The sequence below is a fragment of the Pusillimonas sp. SM2304 genome (genome assembly GCF_031628915.1).
Taxonomy (GTDB): Bacteria; Pseudomonadota; Gammaproteobacteria; order Burkholderiales; family Burkholderiaceae_B; genus Pusillimonas_C.
In genome coordinates, this window is the sequence record NZ_JAVLUJ010000001.1 from 255,423 (window position 1) to 279,224 (window position 23,802).

Genomic DNA, 23,802 nt, shown 5'->3' on the forward strand with positions numbered 1-23,802 from the left:
CTACTCCATTACTGCGCCGGACATCTCCACCAGGGCCTTGAAGCGCACGCCCTCTTCTTTCACAAAGGCATCCAGCTCCTTGGGCTTGCGCAAGGGGCCGACCTGCACGCCCATGCTTTCCAGGCGCGCGACCATGTCCGGCTGTTCGAGTATGCCGTTGATTTCCTGATTGAGCTTTTGAACGATGTCCTCGGGCACGCCGGCGTGCGTTGCCACGCCGTACCAGGCGGCGGCATACATATCCTTCAGGCCGACTTCGTCAAACGTAGGCACGTCGGGCAGCTCTTTAAGACGCGTCTTGGATGCAACCGCCAGCGCTTTCAGCGCACCGCCCTTGACCTGGCCCAAGGAGCCCGTATCCAGCATGAAATCCAGGTTGGCGCCCAGCAGGTCGGACACGGCCGGACCGCTGCCTTTATAAGGGATATGCGTGATGTCGATGCCGGCGCTGTGGATCAGTTGCGCAGCAGCCAAATGCTGCGACGAGCCCACACCCGCGGAGCCATAGTTCAGCTTGCCGGGATGCTCGCGGGCATAATCCAGCAGTTGCTGCGCCGTGTCGAACTGGGACTTGGCGGGAACCTCGAGCACATTGGGTATGGAACCCACAAACGCCACGTTCGCAAAGTCTTTTTCAACGTCGAAGCCTGGCCGGGAATACAGGTGCGAATTGATGCCATGCGTGGAACTGGTCGTCATCAGCAGTGTGTAGCCGTCGGCCTTCTCGCGCACAAAGGCCGCTGTGCCGATATTGCCGCCGGCACCCGCTTTGTTCTCGATGACAACGGGTTGCCCCAGCCTTTCGGCCAGCTTCTGCCCCACCAGCCGGGCGATGACGTCGGTGGCGCCGCCTGGCGCCCAAGGCACGATCAAGCGCACGGGCTTGTCGGGGTATGCCGCTTGCGCATAGGCGGGCTGAAGCGTGGACAAGGCCAGCGCCGCGCCCATGAATAGGGGTACCACGCGTCTGATGATGGACATCGTTTTTCTCCTTCTGTGTCGTGTTATCGCTGATCCAGCAGTGGATTCAGCCAGCTATCGTCATAGGTGCCGGCGGCAATATCGGCCAGCATCTTCTGTTCTCGTTCCAGGTGCGCGCGCGCGGCGGCGGCCACCGCCTGTGCTTGCGCGGCGGGCACGAATACCACGCCGTCACCGTCGCCCACCACAATATCCCCGGGCTGTACAACGTTGCCGTCTATGCTGACCGCCACATTGATCGCCCCTGGGCCGTTCTTGTAAGGACCCCGCAGCGTGATGCCGCGTGCATAGCAGGGGTAGCCCGCTTGCTCGAACGCATCGATATCCCTTGCGGCGCCATCCACCACGAAACCCAGCACCCCTTTTGCCCGCGCCAGGCTCATCAGTATTTCGCCGACCAGCGCACGCTCGATGTTGCCGGCCGCGTCCACCACCAGGACATCGCCTGGCTGCGCCTGCCGCAAGGCGGCATGAATATACAGGTTGTCGCCGGGAGCGGCCTTGACGGTCAGCGCTCGTCCGATCAGGCCCTGCGTGCCGGGCAATGGGCGCAAGGTATGCGTGCCGGCCAGCCGGTCCATGCAGTCGCCCACAATAGACGAAGCCAAGCCGGAAAAAAGATCTTGAGGTGTTGTCATGCCATGTATGCGGCGTCGCCCGCTCGCCTGATAAAAGAAGGGCTCGACGCCGTGCGCTATGAAAAGAACGACGATTATTGAATGATGGTGTAATTCTGTATAGTGAATAATTAGCCAGATAAACATTCCATGAAGGAATAATCATGATGTCATATCGCCAACTGGAGGCTTTCTACTGGGCCGCCAAACTGGGCACGCTGGCCGCCAGCGCGGAAAAACTCTGCACCACGCAATCGGCCATCACAAAACGCATTCAGCAGCTTGAGCAAACGCTGGAAACGCCGCTGTTCACACGTTCGGGGCAACGCAATGCGCTGACGCAGGATGGCCGGGAAGTATTGGCTGCCGCGGAACGGATGCTGTTGGAACGCGATACGCTGCTGGAGCGATTTTCAGCGCATCACTTCAAGCGCAGGCAGCTTGCGCTGGGCGTGACTGAAATCACGGCCATCACTTGGCTGCCCGCATGGGTCGAGCGTTTGAAAGAGCACTATCCGGGCATCGAGCTGGAGGTTGTGATCGGGATGACGGCCGAGCTGGAACAATTGCTGGCCGGCAACAATATCCAGATCAGCATCATGCAGGGGCGCGCGCAGCAGGCGGATGTGCAATCCATCCCGATGGGATATCTGGATCTGGCGTGGATGGGCGGGCCGGACAAGGATGGGGCCAGAATCTATTCGCGCGAGGAAATCGCCAGCTTGCCGATCATCCGGCAGAACCATGAGTCGGCCTTGAGCCAGGTCTACGACGAATGGCTGCACCCCTACACGCCCGACAAGAATGTATTCACCATCAACAGCCTGATTGCCACCGCCAGCATGGTCGCTGCCGGACAAGGCATCAGTTGCCTGCCGCAAGCCTACTTCAGCGCCATGCTTGCTTCAAGAAAACTGGTCAGGCTGCCCACGCGCAAGCATCACCCCAGGCTGCTTTATGCCGCGCAGTTCCGCGACGATGGCGATGTGGAGTTCCTGAAGGATATTGCGCGGATAGCGCGGTCGGTGTGCAGTTTTTCGTAGTGCATCACGCGCTCCAGCCCGACGGGAAGCCATCAACTCACCAAGTACTGCGCTAGGGAAACCACCTACTACCCAAGGGATATTTATTTTCATAGAATTCGATACAAGTAAAATTTTTGTGTCATTCCATGAAAAAATCATCGCCTGGGCGAGCCAAGAGTCAGACGGACGCGTCGATACAGACACGTATTGCACACGCGCTTCCGGCTTTGACGACCGCCCAAATCAAGATGGCCGAGTTCACGCAGGCGCAAATGCTCCGCTCGGCAACGATGAGTATCGAAGAGTTTGCGAAGGCCAATGACGTATCCAGCGCCACCGCAAACCGATTCGCCCGCATGCTCGGTTTCGACAAATACTCAAGCTTCAGGGCATGCCTGATGCGGGAGTTCGAAAAATCGATGTCGCCGGTGGCTCGACTGCGCCAGGCGCAAGCCGACAGCCGGGCCACCGACCATAAAATCATTGCCTCGGCGCTGGACATGGACATCGAAAATCTCCAGGCCACGCGCCAGATGCTGACGTCGGCGGAATGCGAGCACGCGGTGGAGTCCATCATCCACGCGGATCGTATCTTTATTGTCGGCATGGGCACCAGCGCGCACCTGGCGGGGCAGTTCGAATATGGGCTTAATCCCTACTGCCGCAACGTTCAATCGCTGGCCGTCAACGCGGGCTCGGTGGGCGCGGCACGCCGTCTGCATGACGTCACGGAGAACGATCTGCTCATTGCGATCATGTTCCCTCAATACATATACGACACCGCCAGGCTGGCGCATTTTGGCCACAAGCAAGGCGCAAAAGTGCTGGCGCTCACCGATGGCCCCACTTCGCCGCTGGCTTCCTTCGCCGACATTTCCCTCTACCTAAAGACGCAAAGACAGTTCGCATCGAACTCCGATGCCATTGTCCTTTCGACGATCCAAGGTCTATGCGGCGCCGTCGCATACCGGCAGCCCAATGCCGCCGACGCTGCCGCCTCGATGAACGCGGCCACCCAGCCATGGCTGTTGACAAGCGACACCCACCACAACTTCGGCCGTTCGGGCAAGAAGCCCTGAACCCCATCGTATCCGCGTAGCCGTCCATGCCCATCTCCTTCCCTTCCTTCGACAAGCTGCCGTGGACCACGTATGTTCATCGCATTGTGGTCATACTTGTGTATGCCTTCATGCTGTGCCCCCTGTTCTTTGTCATCTGGCTGAGTTTCTTCCAGGACGCCATCCTCACGTTCCCGCCCTCTGGCTATACCTGGAAATGGTATGTGAACGCCTGGGAGAACTCCGCATTTCTTGACGGGTTGATCGTCAGCCTGCAGGTCGCCAGCATCTCGGCCATCATCAGTGTCATCCTCGGCTTGGCGGCTGCGCTGGGCCTGGTCCGGTATCGCTTCAAGGGCGCGGGGGCCGTCAACACCCTGCTGCTTTCTCCCTTGTTGATACCGGGCATCATCATTGGCGTAGCCATCTACCTGTTCTACATCCAGGCCGAAAACACGCTGGATACGGATATCGTGGGAACGTACGGCGGCCTTCTGCTCGCGCACATATGCTTGACCATCCCCTGGACCGTTCGCTTGGTAACCGCCAATCTGATGGGCGTCGATCCAGCCCTAGAAGAAGCGGCCCGGAATCTCGGCGCTTCCGCTCTTAAAGCCTTGCTGTTCGTCACGCTTCCCGTACTGCGTCCCGCCATCGTCGCGGCCGCCCTGTTCAGCTTCATTATTTCTTTCGAAAACCTGGAGTTGTCGCTGTCGCTGGTCGGCCCCGGCAGCACCACCCTCCCTATCGCGATCATGCAATATCTGGAATTCAATCTTGACCCCACGCTGGCCGCTGTATCGACCGTGCAGATCGTTCTGCTGGGGGCCGCCATGCTGATCACCGACCGCTATGTCAAACTCAGTCAGGTAGTCTAAAGATGGCCAACATTTCCATTCGAAATCTAAAAAAACAATTTGGACAGACGGTAGCCGTTTCGGATTTTTCATTGGATATCGCAGACGGCGAGCTGGTTACTTTTCTTGGCCCCAGCGGCTGCGGAAAAACGACAACGCTACGGATGGTCGCTGGGTTCATTCCTCCTACAGCGGGCTCCATACATATCGGCGATACCGATGTCACCCGCATACCCGTGCACAAACGCGAGACCGGAATGGTTTTCCAGCGCTATGCATTGTTCCCTCACATGACGGTAGAGCAAAATATTGCATTCGGACTGGAAATGCACCGGGTCAAACCGCAGGACCGGTCTATCCGCATTACAGAAGTGCTGGCGCTGGTACGCATGTCGCATCTCAGCCAGCGCTACCCACGCGAGCTTTCGGGCGGGCAGCAGCAGCGGGTCGCAATCGCCCGCGCGCTGGCCATCCGTCCCAAAGCCTTTCTGCTCGATGAACCGCTCTCCAATCTGGACGCCAAGCTTCGCCTGGAAGTGCGGGAGGAAATCCGCACGCTCCAACAGGAACTGGGCCTGAGCACGATTTTCGTGACGCACGACCAGGAAGAAGCGTTGGCGATCTCTGACCGCATGGCGGTTATGTTCGACGGCAAGGTTCAGCAAGTCGGGACCCCCGAAGAGCTGTATGAACGGCCGGCGAACCTGTTCGTCGCCAGCTTTCTCGGGCGGATGAATTTCCTTCCTGGCCGCCGCGCCAGCGCGACCGAATTCGTGACAACGTCAGCCACATCGATCAACGCCGCAGGCCTGGCCGCAAACAGTCAGCAACTGGGATTGCGTCCCGAGCGCATACGCCTGGATGCAATGCCACAAGCCGGTTTTGCCAATCAACTGACAGGAACCGTCGATGCTGTCACCTATCTGGGCGATCAGCTCGATATCCGGTTCCGTGCCGAATCGGGTTTGCTGTTGACCGTTCAGGCCCCTAACCTGCCCGAGCCAGGCAATGGCTTTCGGGGCTGGCAACCCGGCATGGCGGCCATCGCAAACTTCCACGCACACGACTGCATCGCTTTTTCAGAGGCCGCGGCATGACGCGCACGGCCTTTCGCGCCTGGCAAGGCCCCAGTCTGGCAGGTCCCGCATCGCTGGTTGTGCTGATCATCATCATTCTGCCTATGTTTGTCTTGCTGCGGGGCAGCTTTGAAGCCGGTTCGGCGCAAGCCATCGTTCAAGAAGGATTGACGCTCGCGAACTACCAGAGATTCTTTACAGACCCCTACTATCTGGACATTTTTTTTGTCACCGTGAAAATCGCGGCGCTATGCACATTGATGGCCCTGGTCCTGGGGTTTCCCGTCGCCTATTTTTTGGCGCGCACGCAAAGCCGCCACAAGAGCCTGATGATTATTCTTGTGGTGTTTCCGCTGCTGGTCGGAAATGTCGTTCGCGCGGCGGGCTGGATGATCATCCTTGGGCACGCCGGAGCGGTGAATACCCTGCTTGGTTGGCTGGGCCTTGCCGATGAGCCGCTAAAGCTGCTTTATACGCCCGCCGCCGTCGTGATCGGCACGACGGGAATTGTCTTGCCCTACCTCATCCTGACGCTGCAAAGCGTCCTGGAGGGGATCGACTTTTCGGTCGAAGAGGCGGCGCGCAACCTTGGCGCCAACCCTGTTGTCACCTTCCTGCGAATCACCCTGCCGATCGCCACGCCTGGCGTGGCGGCGGGCACGGTGCTGGTGTTCATTCTTTGCATGAACGCCTATGCAACCCCTGTACTGCTGGGAGGCACCGGCATCACGATGATGGCGCCCGCCTTATACGACCAGATCACCAAGGCAGCCGATTGGCCTTTCGGATCTGCGATGGCGCTCATCCTTGTCATATCGACCCTGGGCATGGCCCTGATCTCACACAGCCTTATCAACCGGAAGTACGCAAAAACCATGACAGCCTGACTGTTCGACCTTCATAGACAACACCCTACAAAGAGACCACCATGAATTTCAATCGCAGACATTTCATCAAGACAGCAAGCTCATTGACCCTTGCCACGGCGGTGCCCTCGCTATCATGGGCGGCCGGCTCATGCGGCAAGGACCTTGTTGTTGGAACCTGGGGCGGAGACTATCAGCGGCTGCTGCAACAGAACATCGACCCGCTGGTGAAGCCTGACGGCATAAATGTGGTCTACGACGTCGGTGCAGCCTTGCAGCGCCAAACCAAACTGCGCGCGGAAAGGGGTGCGCGCCGCAGCACCATGGATATCGCCTTGCTGCGCGACAACGATATGTACCAAATGGCGCACGAAGACACCCTTGCGCCCCTTGACGCTGCGGCCCTGCCAAATCTGCAGCACGTCATCCCCACGCTGAAGACCGATTACGCCATCCCCCACATTTTCAGCGCCTTGGTCCTGGTATACAACACCGAGTTCCTGAAAACCGCACCGGAAAGCTTTGCGTCCTTGCTCGACCCGGGCCTGAAGGGGAAAGTGGGAGTGGTGGACGATCAATACGATTATCTGACATTGGCAGGCGCCCTGGCTTCAGGCAAATCAGGCGACGACCTGCAAGCCGGCCAGGACTTCCTCCTGGCTTTGCGTGACAACGCCCCCAAGGTCTACCCATCGGTGGACGCCTTGGCGAGCGCGCTCAAGAGTGGAGAAATCTGGGTCACAATGACCTGGAAGGCGCGGGCACTGCAATGGTCGAAAGCAGCGCTTCCCGTGGCCTATGTATTCCCCAAAGAAGGCGCCCTGCCGGCCACGTTCTGCGCGGGCCTTTCGGGCGGCGGCAAGAATGGCGCATGCGCAGCCCGCTATCTGAACAGCATGCTCGAACCGCAGGCTCAGCTCGCCTTTGCGGAAACCATGGGGTATGCGCCCACCGTCCTGAATGCCACGCTCCCTCCCTCTTTGCAGGATTCGGTCGGGTTCAACAGCGCCCAACTGGACCAGCTCGTGCCTGTCAACTTTGAACTGCTGATGCAGAACAAGAGCCAGCTGCTCGATTTCTGGAACCGCCAGTTCCGCGCTGGCCTCTAATACCGTGATGGCACTGCGGCGGGCAACGGCCGCAGTGCGATTGTTCGACAAACAAGGAAGTAATTTTGATTATCGTATGTAATAACGAAGGCAAGTCGGGCATTCCGGTCGCTGCCGGGATGCTGGAACGCGATGCGCTCGCGCTGGATGCCATAGAGGCGGGAGTGCGGGTGGTCGAAGATGACCCCGAGGTGCGCACCGTGGGCACAGGCGGCTGGCCGAACCTGCTCGGCGAGGTCGAACTGGATGCATCGGTGATGTGCGGCTCGACCTTGCGAACCGGCGCCATCGGCGGGTTAAAAGGCTACACGCATCCCGTCAGCATCGCCCGCCAACTGCTGGAACGCCTGCCGCATGAATTTCTTGTGGGCGACGGCGCCGCCCGATTTGCCCATGAAATCGGGGCGGAGACCGGCCAATTGCTTCGCCCTCATTCAAGCGCGGCATGGCAACGATGGTTCGATGGCGAGGTCAAGGCGGAGCATCGGGCCACATGGCCCGATGCTCCCTTGATCGAATACTGCCACAACGCGGTGGACCCCGAGATCGGCAAGGATACGACAGTATTTCTCTGTCTGGATCGGCACCAGCATATCGCTTCGGCGACAAGTACTTCAGGCTGGGGATGGAAGTATCCTGGCCGGCTCGGCGATAGCCCCGTCATCGGGGCGGGGTCCTATGCAGACAGCCGATATGGCGCCTGCGCCTGCACGGGCGCAGGCGAAATGACAATCCGGGCCGGGACCGCAAGAGCGGTGGTCCTGTATATGAAAATGGGCATGAGCGTCCGGCAAGCCGTCGACGAAGCAGTCAATGACATGCGCGCGCTGAAAGGCGGGCTGATCAGCCGTGTCACCATACACGCCATTGATAACAAGGGTAACCATCGCACCGTCGCGGTCAACGGCTTGCCCGACAATCACTACTGGCTTTGGTTGCCTACGATGAAGGCCCCAGAAGCGCGGCCCGCCGAGATCATCCAGATCTCGGAGGAACACCCGCAGAACAAGCCATTTGCAATGGCTGTGTATACAAAAGAATCATGATCTTTGATGCCGGCGTCTGAGCCCATCAATTCCGCCGTGCGCATTGCACCGCAGCGCATGGCGGAATTGGTCAACGCCCAATGGGCAGAGGGGCCGCAAGCGATGGCGCAGCCCGCCTGAGTGGCTCAGGCGGGTTGAGGATCAGCCTTGGGCCGAAGGGGCGGCGGGACGCTCCCAGTCAGCCCAGACCTTGGCAATCGCCGCATAGTCGTCACGGCCATAGCCGGCACGCAATGCAATGTCGTAGGCAGTGTGCGCGCCCTGGATGGCGAACAAGGGCACTTGCAGGGACTGGGCAAGCTCCAGTGCCAGCACCGAGTCCTTGCGGGCAGCTTCCAGCGGCATGCCGCCCTCGTAGTTGCCCTGCATGATCCGCTCCGCGTAACGGTGCGTCAGCGGACGATGCAGGCCCATTTGCTTGTCGGACAGCAGGCCGACCAGCTTCTCGCAGTCGACGCCGGCGGCGGTTGCCATAGACCCGGCTTCTGCCACGACAACCATGACGGCATGCGCAACCGCGTTGTTGATGACTTTAGCCGCGGCCCCGGCACCCGAAGGGCCGAAGTAGATGCGCTTGTCCGAGATGGCGGACAGCACATCTTCGCAGGACGCCAGGGCCGCTTCTTCGCCGCCCACCAGCAGCATGGCTGAACCCGCGGCCATCTGGCTGACGCCAGCCATGATGGATGCATCGACCATGGCAATGCCATGCTTGGCCAGAATGCGGGCGCTGGCATGGATGTCGGCGGGGTTGACCGTGCTGGTTTCGACCACCACGGCATCGGCCGGCAAGTGCGGCGCGATCTGCGCCAGCACCGCCTGCGAAGCAGCCGGGCTGGGCAGGCACAGCACGACGACCTGGGTTTTGGCCAGGTCCTCAGGCTTCTGAATAGACACTGCGCCCAAGGCGCTTTGCGCCTTGGCCACGGCAGCCTGGTCAAGGTCCGCCACTTGCAGGGAAAACTTCCCGGCAATCCGCTCGGCAACCAGATAGCCCATATTGCCCAGCCCATACAGGGCAACTTGCTTCGTGCTCATAACCCGTTCCTATTGCTTACTCGGTCCAGGGCTGTTCGGCCCACAGTTTGCGGAACCGCTCATCCGATTCCTTCAGGCGGGCAAGCCATGCATCGCCATCCAGGTAATCCATTTCGGTGAACTGCTGCTGCATGTGCTGCTGGAATTCCGGCTCTGCCGCCACTTTCTTGAGTGCTTCGCGCAGACGAGCCGAGACCTCTTCCGGCAGGCCCTTGGGGGCGACCACGCCGCGCTCCGATGCAAAAACCAGGTCAATGCCCTGTTCTTTGAAGGTGGGCACGTCCGGCGCAAGCGGCGAACGCTTCTCGCTGGCCTGGCCCAGAATACGCACAACCTCGCCGTTATAAGGCATGGCTTCGCCCAGATTCATGCCGCCCACATCGGTATGCCCGCCCAGCAAGGCGTTGCGCAAGGGGCCGGCGCCGTTGAACGGCACGTGATTCAACTGCACGCCCGTGGCCTGCTCGAACAGCACAAGCGCCAAGTGATCGTCCGTGCCCACCCCGGTGGAGCCATAGCTGATGGCCTCGGCTTCTTTGCCCGCTTCGGCGATCAGATCTTTCATCGACTTGTAGGGCGAGTCCAGCTTGACACTGAACGCGCTGGGGTCGCGAACCAGGTTGGCCAGGTAGGTGAAGCTGTCCAGCGTGAAACCCGCCTTGCGCTCGATCGGCAGGCTGACCAGGCCGGGCATGTTCGTCATGGCCAGCGTGTAGCCGTCAGGCTTGGCACGCCCGACGTAGGCCAGCCCGATGGCGCCCGACGCGCCGGGCTTGTTGATCACCGTTACGGTCTGCCCCAGATCTTGCTCAAGATACTTGGCCAGAGTGCGTGCAGTCAGGTCGGTGCCGCCGCCGGGGGCAAAGCCGACAATCAGCTCGATAGGCCGGTCGGGCCAGGCGAAAGCGCTGCCCGATGCGGCCAGCGCCACGCCAAATACCGCCGCGGTAAAGCATTGTTTGAAGTTCATCCGTCTCTCCGTTTCTGTTATTACAGCGACATGCTCTTTTCGTGCATGCCAAAAAATACACTCTTGACCTGGCTATACAGCCGCAAGCCGTGCAAACCTTTTTCGCGGCCGATGCCGCTATCCTTGAACCCGCCGAAAGGCGTCGCAATATGGGATTGCTTGTACGTGTTGATCCAGACCGAGCCGGCCTCGATCTCGCGCGCGACACGCCAGGCCCGGGCATAGTCGCCGGTCCACATGCCGGCGGCCAAGCCAAACACGGTGTCGTTCGCCTGGGCCACGACGTCGGCATCGTCCTCGAAGGGCATGGCGACCAGGACGGGCCCGAAGATTTCTTCCTGGGCGCTGCGCGATGCGTTCGTCAGGCCATCGATAATCGTAGGCATATAGAACATGCCCTGATCCAGCGGCTGCTCCTGCGGTGCGTAACCGCCCACCAGCACCTGCCCGCCTTCGCTGCGCGCAAGATCCACGCAGTCCGCGACTTTCTGGCGGTGCCCGGTGGACACCAGCGGTCCCATCTGTACCTCGGGATCATCAGGCAAACGCACACGCAGCCCTTTCGAGCGCTCGACCAGCGCATCCAGCACTTTGCCATAGACGGACTTTTGCACGAACAGCCTGGAGCCGGCCACGCAGCTTTGTCCCGCTGAACCGAAAATGCCCGACATGACGCCCGCCACTGCGCGGTCCAGGTCGGCATCGTCAAACACGATATGCGGCGATTTTCCGCCCAGTTCCAGGCCGACCGGAATCAGCCGCTGTCCGGCGATCGCGCCAATTGCGCGGCCGGTTTCCGTGCCGCCGGTGAACGATACCATCCGCACGCCCGGATGCTTCACCAGCGCCGCGCCGACATCCTCGCCCAGGCCGGGCAAGGCGATCAGCAGACCTTCGGGCAGCCCCGCTTCGGTGCAGATGCGCACCAGCTCCAGCGCCAGTTGAGGGGTTTCTTCCGAAGGCTTGATCAGCACGGCATTGCCCGCAGCCAGCGCCGGCGCGGCCTTTTGCGCTTCGTTCATGATGGGTGAGTTCCACGGCGTGATACATGCCACCACGCCGTAAGGCTCGGCCAGCGCCATCGAAAAGTACTCGCCGCGCGGCGACGTCACTTCGTCTTGCCAGGTCTCGCATACGGCTGCGTAGTAGCGGAAGTGCCCGGCGGCGGCATTCACCATATTGATGCATTCTTTCAGCGGCTTGCCGCTATCGAGCATCTGCAAATGGGCAAGCCGGTCGCGCTCGGCGGAAATCCGGCGGCCGATTTCATACAGCACTGTGGCGCGCTGGTCGGGCCGCAGGCGGCGCCAAGGCTTGTTGCGGAAGGCATCCCATGCCACGTTGACGGCGGTGTCGACATCTTCCGGCGTGGCGCGCACCACTTGCCCGGCAATGCTGCCATCGGCTGGGTTGATCGACGTAATGACACCGGCCGCGCCGGCATCGTCGCGCACAATGCTTCCGATTCGAAAGGGTTTGACGGTCTGGGCAACCATGATTGAAGCGTCTCCGTGGAACTTGTCTTGAGTGAACGCTATGGTGCCGGATACTATTTATAGAAACAAATCGAAATTTATGTCTTACTATTAGCTTTTGACTATATATCGGCCGACTGACTTCATGCCGACATAGGCCAGGCGTCTTACCGCAAGGCTTTGCTCCCTTTCATTATTATGGCGCTCAACATTAAATATCGGCCCCTTAAGGCCTTTCTCTATGCCGTCGAAACCGGGTCGTTCACGATGGGGGCAAACCGCCTTGGCGTCACCCAGCCTTCGTTCACGGCGCTCATTCAGGATCTGGAAAATGTTCTGGATCTGAAACTGTTCGAGCGAAACACCCGAACCATTACACTGACCGCCGCCGGCGCCGAACTGCGCGATCGCATCCAGCGCCCGATCGCCGACCTGGAAGAGGCTTATCGCAGCATGAGCGATTTGGCCGCGGCGCGCCGCGGCCTGGCCGTCGTGGGGGCCCTGCCATCCGCCTCGCTGACGCTGGTGCCGCCTGCCTTGGCGGCACTGCGCAACCAGTACCCCGGCCTGGAGGCCAGGGTGATGGAGGCCTACAACGAAGAATTGATCAATATGCTGCGCACCAATCAGGTGGAGTTTGCGCTGGCCACACGGCTGGACGAGATGTCCGACATGACATTCGAGCCGCTGGTGGATGACACCTTCTGCGTCGTTTTCCCGCCCGGACACCCCATCAGCCGCCTGGATGCCGTCACATGGAAAGACTTGCTCGACTATGAGCTGGTCCTGCTTTCCCCGGGGTCCAGCGCGCGCAGCCAGTTCGACAAAGCCGTCCGGGCAGAGTCACCCCCCACCTTGCTGCACTATGACATTACGCACATGACCACCGCAGTGGTGCTGGTCAAGCAGGGCCTGGGCATTGCCGTACTGCCGAAACTCCCGCTCAACACACTGCCCATGGCGACGCTGCAATACAAACCCATCAACGACGCCACGGCGCAACGCCGTATCGGCCTTCTGTACCGGCGCGATCGTCACCTTTCGCCGGCCAGCCGCGCCTTCATTCAGAAAGTGAAGGAAGTGGTGGCGGCCATGCAGGCGGGCGGCGGGATCAGCCCCCCTTCTTGACCCGCTTCAGCAACACCGGCAAGAACAGGAACAGGAAGGCCAGCGCCAGGAAGGTGATCGAAATGGGCGTCTCGAACAGGACGGACACCCGGCCCTGGCCCGACGCCAAAGCGGTTCTGAGCTGGTTTTCAGCCAGCGGCACCAGGATCACGCCGATCAGCAGCGGGGGAATGGGGAACCCGTAGACCCGCATCACATAGCCCACCACGCCCAGCGCGGCCATCAGCCCCAGTTCGAATACCGAACCCGATACGCCCCAGATGCCCATCAGGGCGAAGACCAGGATGCCGGCATACAACTGCGGCCGGGGGATCTGCAGCAGCTTCACCCATATGCCGACCAAAGGCAGGTTCAAGACCAGCAGCATGGCATTGCCGATATACAGGGACGCGATCAGCCCCCAGACCAGTTCCGGATTGCTGGTAAACAGGAAGGGGCCGGGCTGCAGGCCGTAGTTCTGGAATGCCGCCAGCAAGATGGCCGCCGTGGCGGACGTGGGCAGCCCGAGTGTAAGCAGCGGCACCAGAATGCCGGCGGCCGAGGCATTGTTGGCGGCCTCCGGCCCCGCCACGCCCTCGATCGCCCCTTTACCGAACTCATCCTTGTGTCGCGACAGTTTTTTCTCGAGCGTATAGGACAGCATGGTCGGAATTTCAGACCCGCCCCCCGGGATGGTGCCTATCGGAAAGCCGATGGCCGTACCGCGCAGCCAGGGTTTCCAGGAACGGCGCCAGTCATCGCGCGTCATGAAGGCCTTGCCCTTGATGGCAACAATCTCGTCCTGCCCGTATGAGTAGCGGCTGGCTACATACAGAATTTCGCCCACCGCGAACAAGGACACCAGCACCACGGTCAATTCGACGCCATCCAGCAGCGCCGCAATGCCGAATGTCATGCGCGGCTGCCCGGTCATGGCATCGATGCCGATCACGCCCAGCGCCAGCCCGATGAACAGGGAGACAAACCCGCGCACCCGCGATGCGCCCATGACGACCGCCACCGATGTGAAGGCCAGAACGGTCAGCGCGAAGTAATCGGCGGGCTTGAGCAGGAACGCCAGTTCCGCCACCACCGGCGCGGCAAACGTCAGCAGCAGGGTGGCAATGGTCCCGGCGACAAAAGAGCCGATCGCCGCGGTGGCCAGCGCCGCCGCGCCACGGCCCGCCCGCGCCATTTTATTGCCCTCGAGCGCGGTCATCATCGAACCGGCCTCGCCGGGGGTGTTGATCAGGATGGAGGTTGTCGACCCGCCGTACATGGCGCCGTACAAGACCCCGGCGAACATGATGAAGGCCGATACCGGCCCCACCGATACCGTGACGGGCAATAACAGGGCGATGGTCAGCGCAGGCCCGATGCCGGGAAGAATGCCGATGGCGGTTCCCAATATCGACCCGACCAGAGCCCACATCAGGTTGCTGGGCGTCAGCGCAACCTCAAAGCCATGCAGCAGCAGCGCCAGGGTATCCATTTAGAAGCCCGCCAAGGGAAAGAAGCCGCCCAACTGCAGACCCAGCCAGCCGAACATGAACCAGCACAGGCTGGCCAGCACAAACCCGACGGCCAGATCGGACACAAGACGCTTGGAACCAAACGCACGCGCCACCAGCATGAACGACAACATGGCGGTGACCGGCAGCCCCAGCACTTCGATGGTCAGGGCGGGCAGTACGGCCGCCAGCAGGGCGGTAAAGAAAGCCCGCTTGTCCATGGCCTGGCCCGGCACGGCATGCTCGGCCTCTTCGGGCTCGAAGACTTCGCCGCGCGCGATCTGGATCAGCAGCAGCACGCCCAGCCCGATCAAGCCGAAGCCGACGCCGGCCACAAACATACCGGGGCCAATGGCCGCATACTGTGCGGTTGCGGCCAGCTCGGTGGAGGCATAAAAGCAGACCGCCCCCATGAACATCACGGCCAGCCCCAGCCACCAGGGACCCTTGCGCAACAAGGTCATCGACATTTCTGAGCCCTGAGCGCGTGATTACTTGGCCAGGCCTGCGTCTTTAAGAATCTGGTTGATGCGGCTGCTTTCACTCTGGATGAATTCACCGAAAGCATCGCCCGGCAGGAAATAGGCATCCCAGCCCTGCTTATCGAGCACGGCCTGCCATTCTTTGCTTTCGCTCAGTTTGGTAAAACGTTCCACCCATTCCTTGTGGTTGGCCTCTGGCATGTCGATGGAGCCCAGGATCCCGCGCCAGTTCGCGATTTCCACGTCGTACCCAGCCTCTTTGAACGTGGGAATGTCGTCCAGGCCTTTCATGCGCTCGGCCGTGGTGATGCCCAATATGCGTATACGGCCTTCCTGGGCAAATTGCTGGAACTCGGAAATGCCCGAGATACCGGCCTTGAGTGTTCCGTTGATGATGCCGATGACGGTGTCCGCGCCGCCGGCCTGGGGAATATAGTTCAGCTTCGGCACAGGCACGCCGGCGCTTTGCGCCAGCAAGGCCAAGGCAATGTGGTCGACGCCGCCGGCCGACCCGCCGCCAACGGCGGTGGCGCCGGGATCGCTCTTGAGCGAAGCGACGAAATCATCCAGGGTTTTATAGGGGGAGTCCGCCTTGACCGCAAGGACCAGGTATTCGGCGGTCAGGCGTGCAACCGGTTTGAACTTGCTCAGGTCGACGGGCGAGCTGTTCAGTGTGATGGCGCCCACCGTGATGGCCCCGAATACCGCCAGTGCGTCGGGCTTGCCTTTCTGCGCGCGCTGGAAATCGGACAAGCCTATGGTGCCGCCCGCGCCGCCTTTATTGGAAAAATTCACGGTGCCCGTGTAGATGCCTGCCTGATTCATCGCCTGAAACGCCTGGCGCCCAGTGGAATCCCAGCCGCCGCCTGGATTGGCCGGCAGCATCACGCTGACCTGCGCGTGCGCCGAGCCCATGCACAACGCCGCCATCACGGTCAGTGATTTCAGTAACTGTTTGACTTTCATTCCGGTCTCCTCGCGTTCTTTCTGTTTGCCCGTCATTCTGGAGCAAGTCAGCAGGCAGAGTAAGCCGGTGCCTATCGGCTGTCAATGCGTTTATCCCCTTGAGGCCTCATGCATGGGAGTATGGCCTATGCGGCGCCGCAGGCCGGGCCGGGCCGCTACGCTAGCGGCTACTGCAAAAGAGGACCGCGCGGCGTATCATCAAGGCTCATCCATGCGCTGCATGGGCAGTGAATACTTGCCGGCGACCGCCCGCCGTTTTCAACAGGAGCACCTTTTGAGCGCCACTCCAAAAATCGATCCAGGCCTGGGCCGAATCTGGCTATACCTGCTGGCACTGGGCCTGCTTGCCGCAGGCCTGTTCCTGGCCATCGGCGGAGCGCTGCTCATCGCACGCGGCGGCAGCCGGTATTTTCTGATCGCCGGTGTTGTCATCATTGCCTCCTCCATACAGGTGGCACTCGGCCGCAGCGCGGGCGCCTGGCTGTTCCTGGCAAGCTTCGCCGGCACGGTCCTGTGGGCGCTGTACGACGTCGGCCTGGAATACTGGGGGCTGATCTCGCGCTTGCTGGCCATGACTTTCCTGGCCTGCGTGGTGGCTTTCACCTTGCCTTTGCTGCGCAAGACGGACGGCAGCCGCGCCTCCGGCAAGACCGGCGTCATCGCCGGGATCGTACTGGGCCTGCTGGGCCTGGCCGGTTTTGGGTCGATGTTCATCAAGCACCCCGAGGTGGTCGCCACGGCGCCAGCCGCCCAGTCCGTGCCGGTTGCGCCGGACCAGGAGCAAAAGAACTGGGCCCACTATGGCAATGACGCCGGTACCGGCCGCTTTGCCGCGCTGGACCAGATCAATGTCGCCAATGTCGATCAACTTGCGCAGGCATGGGTATTCCAGACGGGCGATATCCCGGAATCGACAGGCGCTGGCGCCGAAGACCAGCTGACGCCCATGCAGATCGGCGACAAGCTGTTTCTGTGCACGCCCAAGAACAATGTGATCGCCTTGGATGTCGATAGCGGCAAGCAGTTGTGGCGGCGCGACTTCAATGCCGGCGTGGGCGGGGTGTGGGAACGTTGCCGCGGCCTGGCGTATTTCGACGCGAACGCGCCTGTGGTCCAGCCCACCGCGCCGGGCTCAAGCCCTGTTACGCCGGTGACCTTGCCCGCAGCCGATAGCTGCCAGCGCCGGGTACTGATGAACACGATCGATGCGCGCCTGGTGGCGATCAACTCCGATAACGGCGAGATGTGCGGCGAATTCGGCGACCATGGCATAGTGGACCTGAAAGCCGGCATGGGCGCCATCGCCAACAAAGCCTACTACACCATGACTGCGGCCCCGACCGTAGCCGGCACCACCATCGTGGTGGGCGGCCGTGTGGCGGACAACGTGCAGGTAGACATGCCTGGCGGCGTCGTGCGCGGCTTCGACGTCATCACCGGGCAGATGCGCTGGCACTTCGATCCCGGCATGGATGACCCCAACGCGCCTTTGGCGGATGATGGGGCGTTTCAGCGCTCTACCCCAAATGTATGGGCGGGCATCTCCTACGATCCGGCCATGAATACGGTGTTCTTGCCTGTGGGATCGGCCTCGGTGGACCTGTACGGCGTGACGCGCACGGCCCTGGACAAGAAATACGGCGCATCGGTGCTGGCGCTGGATGCCTCCACCGGCAAGGAAAAATGGCTCTACCAGACCGTGCGCAACGACCTGTGGGACTTTGACGTACCCATGGCGCCTGCGCTGATCGACTTTCCCATCCCGGGCGGCAAAGTAGCCGCCGTGGTGGTGGCGACCAAAGCGGGCCAGATTTTCGTGCTGGACCGCCAGACCGGCCAGCCGCTGACGCCGGTGGAAGAGCGCGATGTCCTGCCCGCCGGCATTCCCGGCGAAGACTACGCCAAGACTCAACCGGTTTCGGTAGGCATGCCGCAGATCGGCACACAGACGCTGACGGAAGCCGATATGTGGGGCGCAACGCTGTTCGACCAGTTGCTGTGCCGCATCGACTTCAAGGCCATGCGCTATGAAGGCTTGTTCACCGCGCCGGACACGGACGTTTCCCTGTCTTATCCCGGTTCGCTGGGCGGCATGAACTGGGGCGGCATTTCGCACGATCCCAATAACGATCTGATTTTCGTGAACGACATGCGCCTGGGGCTGTGGGTGCGCATGATGCCGCAACAGGCCGGCGGCCAGATCTCCGACGGCGGCGAAGCGCCCAACACCGGCATGGGCCAAGTACCGCTGGGCGGCACGCCCTATGCCGTCATCAAGGACCGCTTCTTGTCGCCGCTGGGCATACCTTGCCAAAAACCGCCCTTCGGCACCATGACCGCCATCGACCTGAAGACCCAGAAAATCGCCTGGGAAGTGCCCGTGGGCACCGTGCAGGACACCGGCCCGATGGGCATCAAGATGCAGTTGCCGTTCGAAGTGGGCATGCCCACGCTGGGCGCCTCGCTGGCCACCCAGGGCGGCCTGCTGTTCTTCGCCGGCACCCAGGACTACTACCTGCGCGCCTTCGACACGGCCAGCGGCAAGGAAGTCTGGAAACAACGCCTGCCCGTGGGCAGCCAAGGCGGGCCCATCACGTACAAATCGCCCAAGACGGGCAAGCAGTATGTGGTGATCTCGGCCGGCGGCGCACGCCAATCACCGGATCGCGGCGACTACGTCATTGCCTACGCCTTGCGGGGGAAATGAACGTACTTCGTATAATTCGAGCATGAACAACAAAGAACATGGTCCGGAGTTCGTCACCGCCCTGGCACGGGGGCTGAGCGTCATCCAGGCATTCTCGAGCGCCACGCCCGAAATGACGCTCAGCGAAATTTCGGCGCGAACGGGCCTGAGCCCCGCAACGGTGCGCCGCTCTTTGCTTACCCTGGTCGAACTGGGCTATGTCCGGCAGCATGCCCGCCGCTTCGTGCTGACCGCCCGTGTCTTGCAACTGGGGTCCGCATTCGTTGAGTCCATGAACCTGAACGAAGTGGCGCAGATTTATTTGCAGGAACTGGTCGACACGTTTCACGACGCCTCTTCCTTGACGACGCTGGACGGCAATGATGTCGTCTATATATTGCATATTCCCAGCAACCGCCCGGCCCGCTTGCGCCAGCACGTGGGGGCAAGAATGCCCGCCCACAGCGCTTCGACCGGCTATCTATTGCTGAGCCACCTGCCGGAAGCCCAGCTCGCGGCTTATCTGGAACAAGCCCCCTTTCCGGCCTTCACCGACAAGACGCCTGTGACAGCCACGCAAATATTGAGGCTCTGCGAACAGGCCAGGGAAAACGGCTATGCCATTGCGCAGGACGCGATCGCCTATGGCACCATCGCCCTGGCAGTACCGATACGCGACAAGGATGGGCGCGTCATCGCCGCGATCAACTGTTCCGCCGATTCCACCCGGGTCGACCGCGACACCCTGGTGCAGACTCGTCTGCCCGCGCTCCTGCGCGCCTCGGACCAGATTTCCAGGCAGCTCACGCGCTTTCCCACCCTGTCGCGGTCGGTCCTGCCCTGACGCCCCAATGCATTGCGCCCGCGGATGTCGGTGCTGAAACGCGGGCGCTTTGTACATGCCGGGCGGCTGATCAGTCGACCGTGATATTGGCCATCTGCGCAATCGCCTTGGTGCGGTCGCTTTCCACTTTCATTCTTTCCGTCATCTGATCCGGCGTCATCTTCAGGGGAACCGTCCCTTGCGCCACCAGGGCATCGACGAAGGTTGGATTTTCAAGAAGCTTGGCCAATGTTTCGTTGAGCTGCATGACGATTTTTTCAGGAGTGTCTTTCGGCGCAAAGAAACCGTACCAGCCGCCGATATTCAGGTCGGGGTAGCCCGCTTCGGTAAAGGTGGGCACATCAGGCAGCAAGGGTGAACGCTCTTCGCCGGAGATGGCCAGGACTTTTACGCGATCCGCCTTGATATGCCCCTGTATGGTGGCCAATGCCGGAAAGGTAAACAGCACTTGCCCGCCCACCACATCCACGACAGCCGGCGAAGAGCCCTTGTAGGGAACGTGCGTGATGTCCGAATTGGCCGCCTTCTTGTAGACCTCGCCCATCAGATGGGGGTGGCTTCCGACGCCGAAAGAGCCATAAGCGAATTTGCCGGGATTCTTCTGGGTGTACTCGGCAAACTCCTTCATGCTGGACGCAGGCGTGGCGGTGGACACCACCAAGCCCAGGTTCAGGTAGCAGATAGTACCTACCGGCGTCAGCTCCTTTTCAATATCGTAAGACAGCGTCTTGAAGAGCGCGGGGTTCAGGACAAAGGTGGCATCATTGGTGAACAACAAAGTGTAGCCATCCGGCTCGGCGCGGGCGACCGTCGAGGCGCCAATGCCGGTGTTCCCGCCGGATTTATTCTCGACCACCACTGCTTGTCCCGTCGCTTCCGACAGTTCTTTGCCGACCAGCCTGGCCAGTATATCCGTGGCCCCGCCCGGCGCGTACGGCACAACAACCCGTATCGGTTTCGTCGGGTAGTCCTGTGCTTGGGCAGGCCCCGCAAGCATCGCGCCGCCGACCGCCGCAGAAACCAATAGCCGGGTAAAAAGCTTGAATCCACTCATGTCTGTCTCCTTATCCTTGGATTGGCGCCAATCGCCGTTCTCGTTATGCCCCTGCCGCGGATGCCTTCGCACGCGCGAGTAAATCGGGGTCCTGCTTGAGCTTGAACTTCTCGATCCGCTGCGTAGCCGTCTTCGGCAACTCTTCCACGAACACAACATAGCGCGGTATCTTGACGGTGCTCAGGTGCTGCCCTACCCATTGCTCGATCTCTTGCTTGGCCATGCTTTTGCCCGGGCGCGGCACCACCACCGCCAGGATGTCTTCTTCGCCAAGCTCGGACGGCACCCCGATTGCCGCGGCTTCCAGTACGGACGGATGCGCGCTGATGACGCGGTCTATCTCGGCGCCGGATATGTTCTCGCCGCGGCGCCGGATAATGTCTTTCTGGCGCGCGACAAACCACAGGAAGCCATCCTCATCCTGCCAGGCGATATCGCCCGTCATGAACCACCCGTCGTGAAACGCGCTTGCCGTGCGCTCGGGGTCTCGGTAGTAGCCCTGCATGAGCGTTGGGGTTTTAACCAGCAACTGCCCTTTTTCCCCTATCGCCACGTCGCGGAAGCGCTCATCGACAATCCGCACTTCGGGTTGCGGCAGGTGCGATGCAAGATGGCGGCAAACCACCCCCATGCTGCCCAGCTTATGCGGCCCCAGGAAGGGATTGGACAGCACGCCGGGAATTTCAGTCATGCCGTAACACTCTATCAATGTGCCGACATTGAATTCGTCTTTGAACGTTCTGACCAGGGATGCATCGAGCGGCGCAATGAACGCCTTGGTCATCCGGTGCCCTGTGCGGAACTCGGACCGATCCCGCTTGGAGAGAATCGATGCCGCCGCGCCGATCAGGTTGACCGTGGTCGCGCCGCTGTGCTGAACCGTCGTCCAGAAGCTGCCGGCGGAGAATCGCCGCGCCAGCATCAAGGTCGCTCCCGCCGCCAGCGCCCCTCCTACCGAGTAGAACAGCGCATTGATATGAAACAGCGGCAGCACGCACAGTACGCGGTCATCTGGCTGAAGAAACAGGCGCACCACAAAAGCTTCCGCCGTAATCACATAGCCCTGTTGGCTGTGCATCGCCCCCTTGGGCGACCCGGTGGTGCCCGATGTATAGATGAATACGCAGGTGGCTTCCGGCGTTGCCACGGCAGGAGGCACTGGCCCCGTTGCTTCGGCGATTTCATCCTGCAGGCAAGGCAGTTTTCGATCGGCGCCGGCCTCGTTCTGAACAAGCCAGGGCGCGGACTCAATGTCCCTGCATGCCCTCTGGGCGATCTCCAGCGTTTCCGTGGCGCACACCACGCCTTGCACACGGGCATCCTGCAGCACATACCGGGCTTCCGCGACACCGAAGGCGGGATTGATGGGCACCATGATGGCGCCCACATGGGCCAATGCAAAAAGTATCGTTACCGTGGAGGGGTGATTTCCGGAAAAGACCGCGACGCGATCCCTCTGGCCTACCCCCCGGGCGCTCAGCCATCGTGCCGCGTGCTCGACGTCGGCGGCAAATTGCGCATAGGTCCTGCACTGATCGTCGAACACCATGAATGGTTTATCCGGCAGCAGGCGAACCCGGCTGGCCAGCAGGCTGGGCAGTGTGTATGAGTGCGGCGGGTATTGCGCCACCACGTCGTCGGGCGCAAGCAGTGCCGCCTTGTCAGCCGTCTTCATGGCTTACTTCCCTTGCAGGCCTGGGCCCGCTTCAACGTACTCGACCATGGCGTCGGCGCTTGCCGCCATCCTGAAGCCTAGCGGAGACCTTCCTTCTTCCAGCAAATGCGCAACCAGCGACCCGGTGCGAGCGACCAGCGGTACGCCGCGCAGGGCCGCCAAGGGAAAGCCCGCGTCCAACAGCACGGCCGGAATCGCGGCTGAGACATTCATCGGCAGGAATCGGCCGAACGATGCTTCCATATTCCGGGCCAATGCGTCCAAAGCCTGTACGTGTTCCCCGGCCGCCCCGAGTTCCGCCGCAGTATGCAGCAGTTGCGTGGCGCGCGGATCCTCGTTGCGGTGAATGGGGTGCCCGAAACCGGGAACAGGAGACTTTGACGCGCGCAGCGCCTGCAGGATTTCACTGGCCGCCTCGTCGTACGAACACGGCTTGCTTGCGGAGCGGTCAATGACTTCGCGCAGCAAATGGCCTGCGGTCTCGGAAGCCCCCAAGATCACCGATCCGCAACCCAGCAGCCCCGCCGCGACAGCCCCCTGAATGGCATCGGGCGCGGCCGCGTACGTCATGCGCGCTGCCTGGACCGAGGGCACGAAGCCATGCTCGGCGATGGCGACAAGGCTGGCGTCGGCAAGGGCTACGAGATTGGGCGAGGGTTCTTTGCCCGTGATCAGGAACAGGAAATACCAGGTGAACGATGTCTTCCCGATCAGTTCCGAGCAAAGGTCCTTGCCGCGGATCGTCACCCGGTCGGCCTCGACTTTAGCGATGGATGTAAAACCCACCGGCTTGTTCTGCAACACTGCCACTTGAGACTCCTTTCATTCCCTTTCCCGCGAAGGCCAGGGCATGAATTATTTTCGTTATGCGAAAGTTTTTTCGTTATACGCAAATGAAGTATCGGAGTAGATGCAGGGTTGTGTCAAGCTAGGGTTACTTCTTAAACGCTGTCTACCCGCGAGCGCAGGCGCTTTACGTGCGCGCGGACAGCCTTGCCTTCTAGGCGCCGGCGCTGCGAACCCAAGGTGGGCCGGGTGGGCTTGCGGCGTTTGGGCGGGACGGCGACGCTATCGACCAAAGCCTGCAGGCGGGCCATGGCATCGGCCTTGTTCTGTTCCTGGCTGCGGCTGTTCTGCGCCTTGATGACCACAACGCCTTCGTCAGTGATACGTTGGTCCCTCAGGGCCAACAGCCGTTCCTTGATGGCCTCCGGCAGCGAGGAATCGGGAATCGAGAACCGCAGGTGTATGGCGCTCGATACCTTGTTGACGTTCTGGCCGCCCGCGCCCTGGGCCCGCACGGCCGTGAAGACGATTTCGTCTTCCAGGACGGGTACCGTGGAAATAGGCGTCACCGGC

The 23,802-nt window shown here is 61.2% G+C and carries 22 protein-coding genes; 10 read left to right on the forward strand and 12 right to left on the reverse strand.

The genetic code is table 11. From position 1 onward, the window contains the following. Nucleotides 1-981: a tripartite tricarboxylate transporter substrate binding protein gene (locus tag RE432_RS01175; RefSeq protein ID WP_310931387.1), complete on the reverse strand. Its 981-nt coding sequence runs from the start codon at nt 979-981 to the stop codon at nt 1-3. Between the two features lie 23 nt (nt 982-1,004). Next, complete coding sequence (locus tag RE432_RS01180) at nt 1,005-1,619, reverse strand: RraA family protein (protein ID WP_310931388.1); 615 nt, start codon at nt 1,617-1,619, stop codon at nt 1,005-1,007. Nucleotides 1,620-1,762: 143 nt separating this feature from the next. Between RE432_RS01180 and RE432_RS01185 the strand changes: the two genes are divergently transcribed. The 7 genes from RE432_RS01185 to RE432_RS01215 all read left to right on the forward strand — a co-directional run bounded on the left by RE432_RS01185 (nt 1,763) and on the right by RE432_RS01215 (nt 8,635). Beyond that, the gene (locus RE432_RS01185) at nt 1,763-2,641 is read left to right on the forward strand and encodes a LysR family transcriptional regulator (protein WP_310931389.1); all 879 of its coding nucleotides are present in this window, start codon (nt 1,763-1,765) and stop codon (nt 2,639-2,641) included. Between the two features lie 128 nt (nt 2,642-2,769). Further along, a complete protein-coding gene (locus RE432_RS01190; protein ID WP_310931390.1) occupies nt 2,770-3,702 on the forward strand; it encodes a MurR/RpiR family transcriptional regulator in 933 nt (310 codons plus the stop codon). A 26-nt stretch (nt 3,703-3,728) separates the two neighbouring features. Then, nucleotides 3,729-4,559 carry an ABC transporter permease gene (locus RE432_RS01195; RefSeq protein WP_310931391.1) on the forward strand — a complete coding sequence of 277 codons (831 nt, stop codon included), beginning with the start codon at nt 3,729-3,731 and terminating at the stop codon, nt 4,557-4,559. A gap of 71 nt (nt 4,560-4,630) precedes the next feature. Next, nucleotides 4,631-5,635 (forward strand): ABC transporter ATP-binding protein, encoded by a 1,005-nt coding sequence (locus tag RE432_RS01200; RefSeq protein WP_310931392.1) that lies wholly within the window; start codon nt 4,631-4,633, stop codon nt 5,633-5,635. Continuing rightward, entirely contained in the window at nt 5,632-6,501 is an 870-nt protein-coding gene (locus RE432_RS01205) for an ABC transporter permease (protein ID WP_310931393.1), read from the forward strand. The genes RE432_RS01200 and RE432_RS01205 overlap by 4 nt, the downstream gene beginning before the upstream one ends. Nucleotides 6,502-6,542: 41 nt before the next feature. After that, entirely contained in the window at nt 6,543-7,589 is a 1,047-nt protein-coding gene (locus RE432_RS01210) for an extracellular solute-binding protein (protein ID WP_310931394.1), read from the forward strand. 65 nt (nt 7,590-7,654) lie between these two features. After that, a complete protein-coding gene (locus tag RE432_RS01215; RefSeq protein WP_310931395.1) occupies nt 7,655-8,635 on the forward strand; it encodes a N(4)-(beta-N-acetylglucosaminyl)-L-asparaginase in 981 nt (326 codons plus the stop codon). Between the two features lie 141 nt (nt 8,636-8,776). Here RE432_RS01215 and RE432_RS01220 read toward each other — a convergent pair whose 3' ends face one another. The 3 genes from RE432_RS01220 to RE432_RS01230 are packed head-to-tail and all read right to left on the reverse strand — an operon-like array spanning nt 8,777 to nt 12,139. Then, entirely contained in the window at nt 8,777-9,673 is an 897-nt protein-coding gene (locus RE432_RS01220) for an NAD(P)-dependent oxidoreductase (protein WP_310931396.1), read from the reverse strand. A 16-nt stretch (nt 9,674-9,689) separates the two neighbouring features. After that, the gene (locus RE432_RS01225; RefSeq protein WP_310931397.1) at nt 9,690-10,643 is read right to left on the reverse strand and encodes a tripartite tricarboxylate transporter substrate binding protein; all 954 of its coding nucleotides are present in this window, start codon (nt 10,641-10,643) and stop codon (nt 9,690-9,692) included. Nucleotides 10,644-10,663: 20 nt separating this feature from the next. Next, nucleotides 10,664-12,139, reverse strand: a complete 1,476-nt coding sequence (locus RE432_RS01230; protein ID WP_310931398.1) for an aldehyde dehydrogenase — start codon at nt 12,137-12,139, stop codon at nt 10,664-10,666. A 177-nt stretch (nt 12,140-12,316) separates the two neighbouring features. Between RE432_RS01230 and RE432_RS01235 the strand changes: the two genes are divergently transcribed. Then, on the forward strand, nt 12,317-13,246 hold the full coding sequence (locus tag RE432_RS01235; RefSeq protein ID WP_310931399.1) for a LysR family transcriptional regulator: 930 nt from the start codon (nt 12,317-12,319) through the stop codon (nt 13,244-13,246). On the opposite strand, the gene RE432_RS01240 is transcribed toward RE432_RS01235, so the two are convergent. From RE432_RS01240 to RE432_RS01250, 3 genes are read right to left on the reverse strand one after another with little or no spacing between them, the layout of a single operon-like run. Beyond that, complete coding sequence (locus tag RE432_RS01240) at nt 13,230-14,717, reverse strand: tripartite tricarboxylate transporter permease (RefSeq protein ID WP_310931400.1); 1,488 nt, start codon at nt 14,715-14,717, stop codon at nt 13,230-13,232. The genes RE432_RS01235 and RE432_RS01240 overlap by 17 nt on opposite strands. Next, nucleotides 14,718-15,206 (reverse strand): tripartite tricarboxylate transporter TctB family protein, encoded by a 489-nt coding sequence (locus RE432_RS01245; protein ID WP_310931401.1) that lies wholly within the window; start codon nt 15,204-15,206, stop codon nt 14,718-14,720. Nucleotides 15,207-15,227: 21 nt separating this feature from the next. Further along, nucleotides 15,228-16,184, reverse strand: coding sequence for a tripartite tricarboxylate transporter substrate-binding protein (locus tag RE432_RS01250; protein ID WP_310931402.1), 957 nt, complete (start codon nt 16,182-16,184; stop codon nt 15,228-15,230). A gap of 274 nt (nt 16,185-16,458) precedes the next feature. Between RE432_RS01250 and RE432_RS01255 the strand changes: the two genes are divergently transcribed. After that, the gene (locus RE432_RS01255; RefSeq protein WP_310931403.1) at nt 16,459-18,891 is read left to right on the forward strand and encodes a membrane-bound PQQ-dependent dehydrogenase, glucose/quinate/shikimate family; all 2,433 of its coding nucleotides are present in this window, start codon (nt 16,459-16,461) and stop codon (nt 18,889-18,891) included. 22 nt (nt 18,892-18,913) lie between these two features. Beyond that, nucleotides 18,914-19,714, forward strand: a complete 801-nt coding sequence (locus RE432_RS01260) for an IclR family transcriptional regulator C-terminal domain-containing protein (protein ID WP_310931404.1) — start codon at nt 18,914-18,916, stop codon at nt 19,712-19,714. 70 nt (nt 19,715-19,784) lie between these two features. Here RE432_RS01260 and RE432_RS01265 read toward each other — a convergent pair whose 3' ends face one another. From RE432_RS01265 to arfB, 4 genes are all read right to left on the reverse strand, one after another. Further along, complete coding sequence (locus RE432_RS01265; RefSeq protein ID WP_310931405.1) at nt 19,785-20,768, reverse strand: tripartite tricarboxylate transporter substrate binding protein; 984 nt, start codon at nt 20,766-20,768, stop codon at nt 19,785-19,787. Nucleotides 20,769-20,811: 43 nt separating this feature from the next. Further along, nucleotides 20,812-22,443: an AMP-binding protein gene (locus RE432_RS01270; protein WP_310931406.1), complete on the reverse strand. Its 1,632-nt coding sequence runs from the start codon at nt 22,441-22,443 to the stop codon at nt 20,812-20,814. 3 nt (nt 22,444-22,446) lie between these two features. Then, nucleotides 22,447-23,247 (reverse strand): citryl-CoA lyase, encoded by an 801-nt coding sequence (locus RE432_RS01275; protein WP_409079831.1) that lies wholly within the window; start codon nt 23,245-23,247, stop codon nt 22,447-22,449. A gap of 137 nt (nt 23,248-23,384) precedes the next feature. Further along, nucleotides 23,385-23,798 carry an alternative ribosome rescue aminoacyl-tRNA hydrolase ArfB gene (arfB, locus tag RE432_RS01280; protein ID WP_310931408.1) on the reverse strand — a complete coding sequence of 138 codons (414 nt, stop codon included), beginning with the start codon at nt 23,796-23,798 and terminating at the stop codon, nt 23,385-23,387. Between the last annotated feature and the right edge of the window lie 4 nt (nt 23,799-23,802).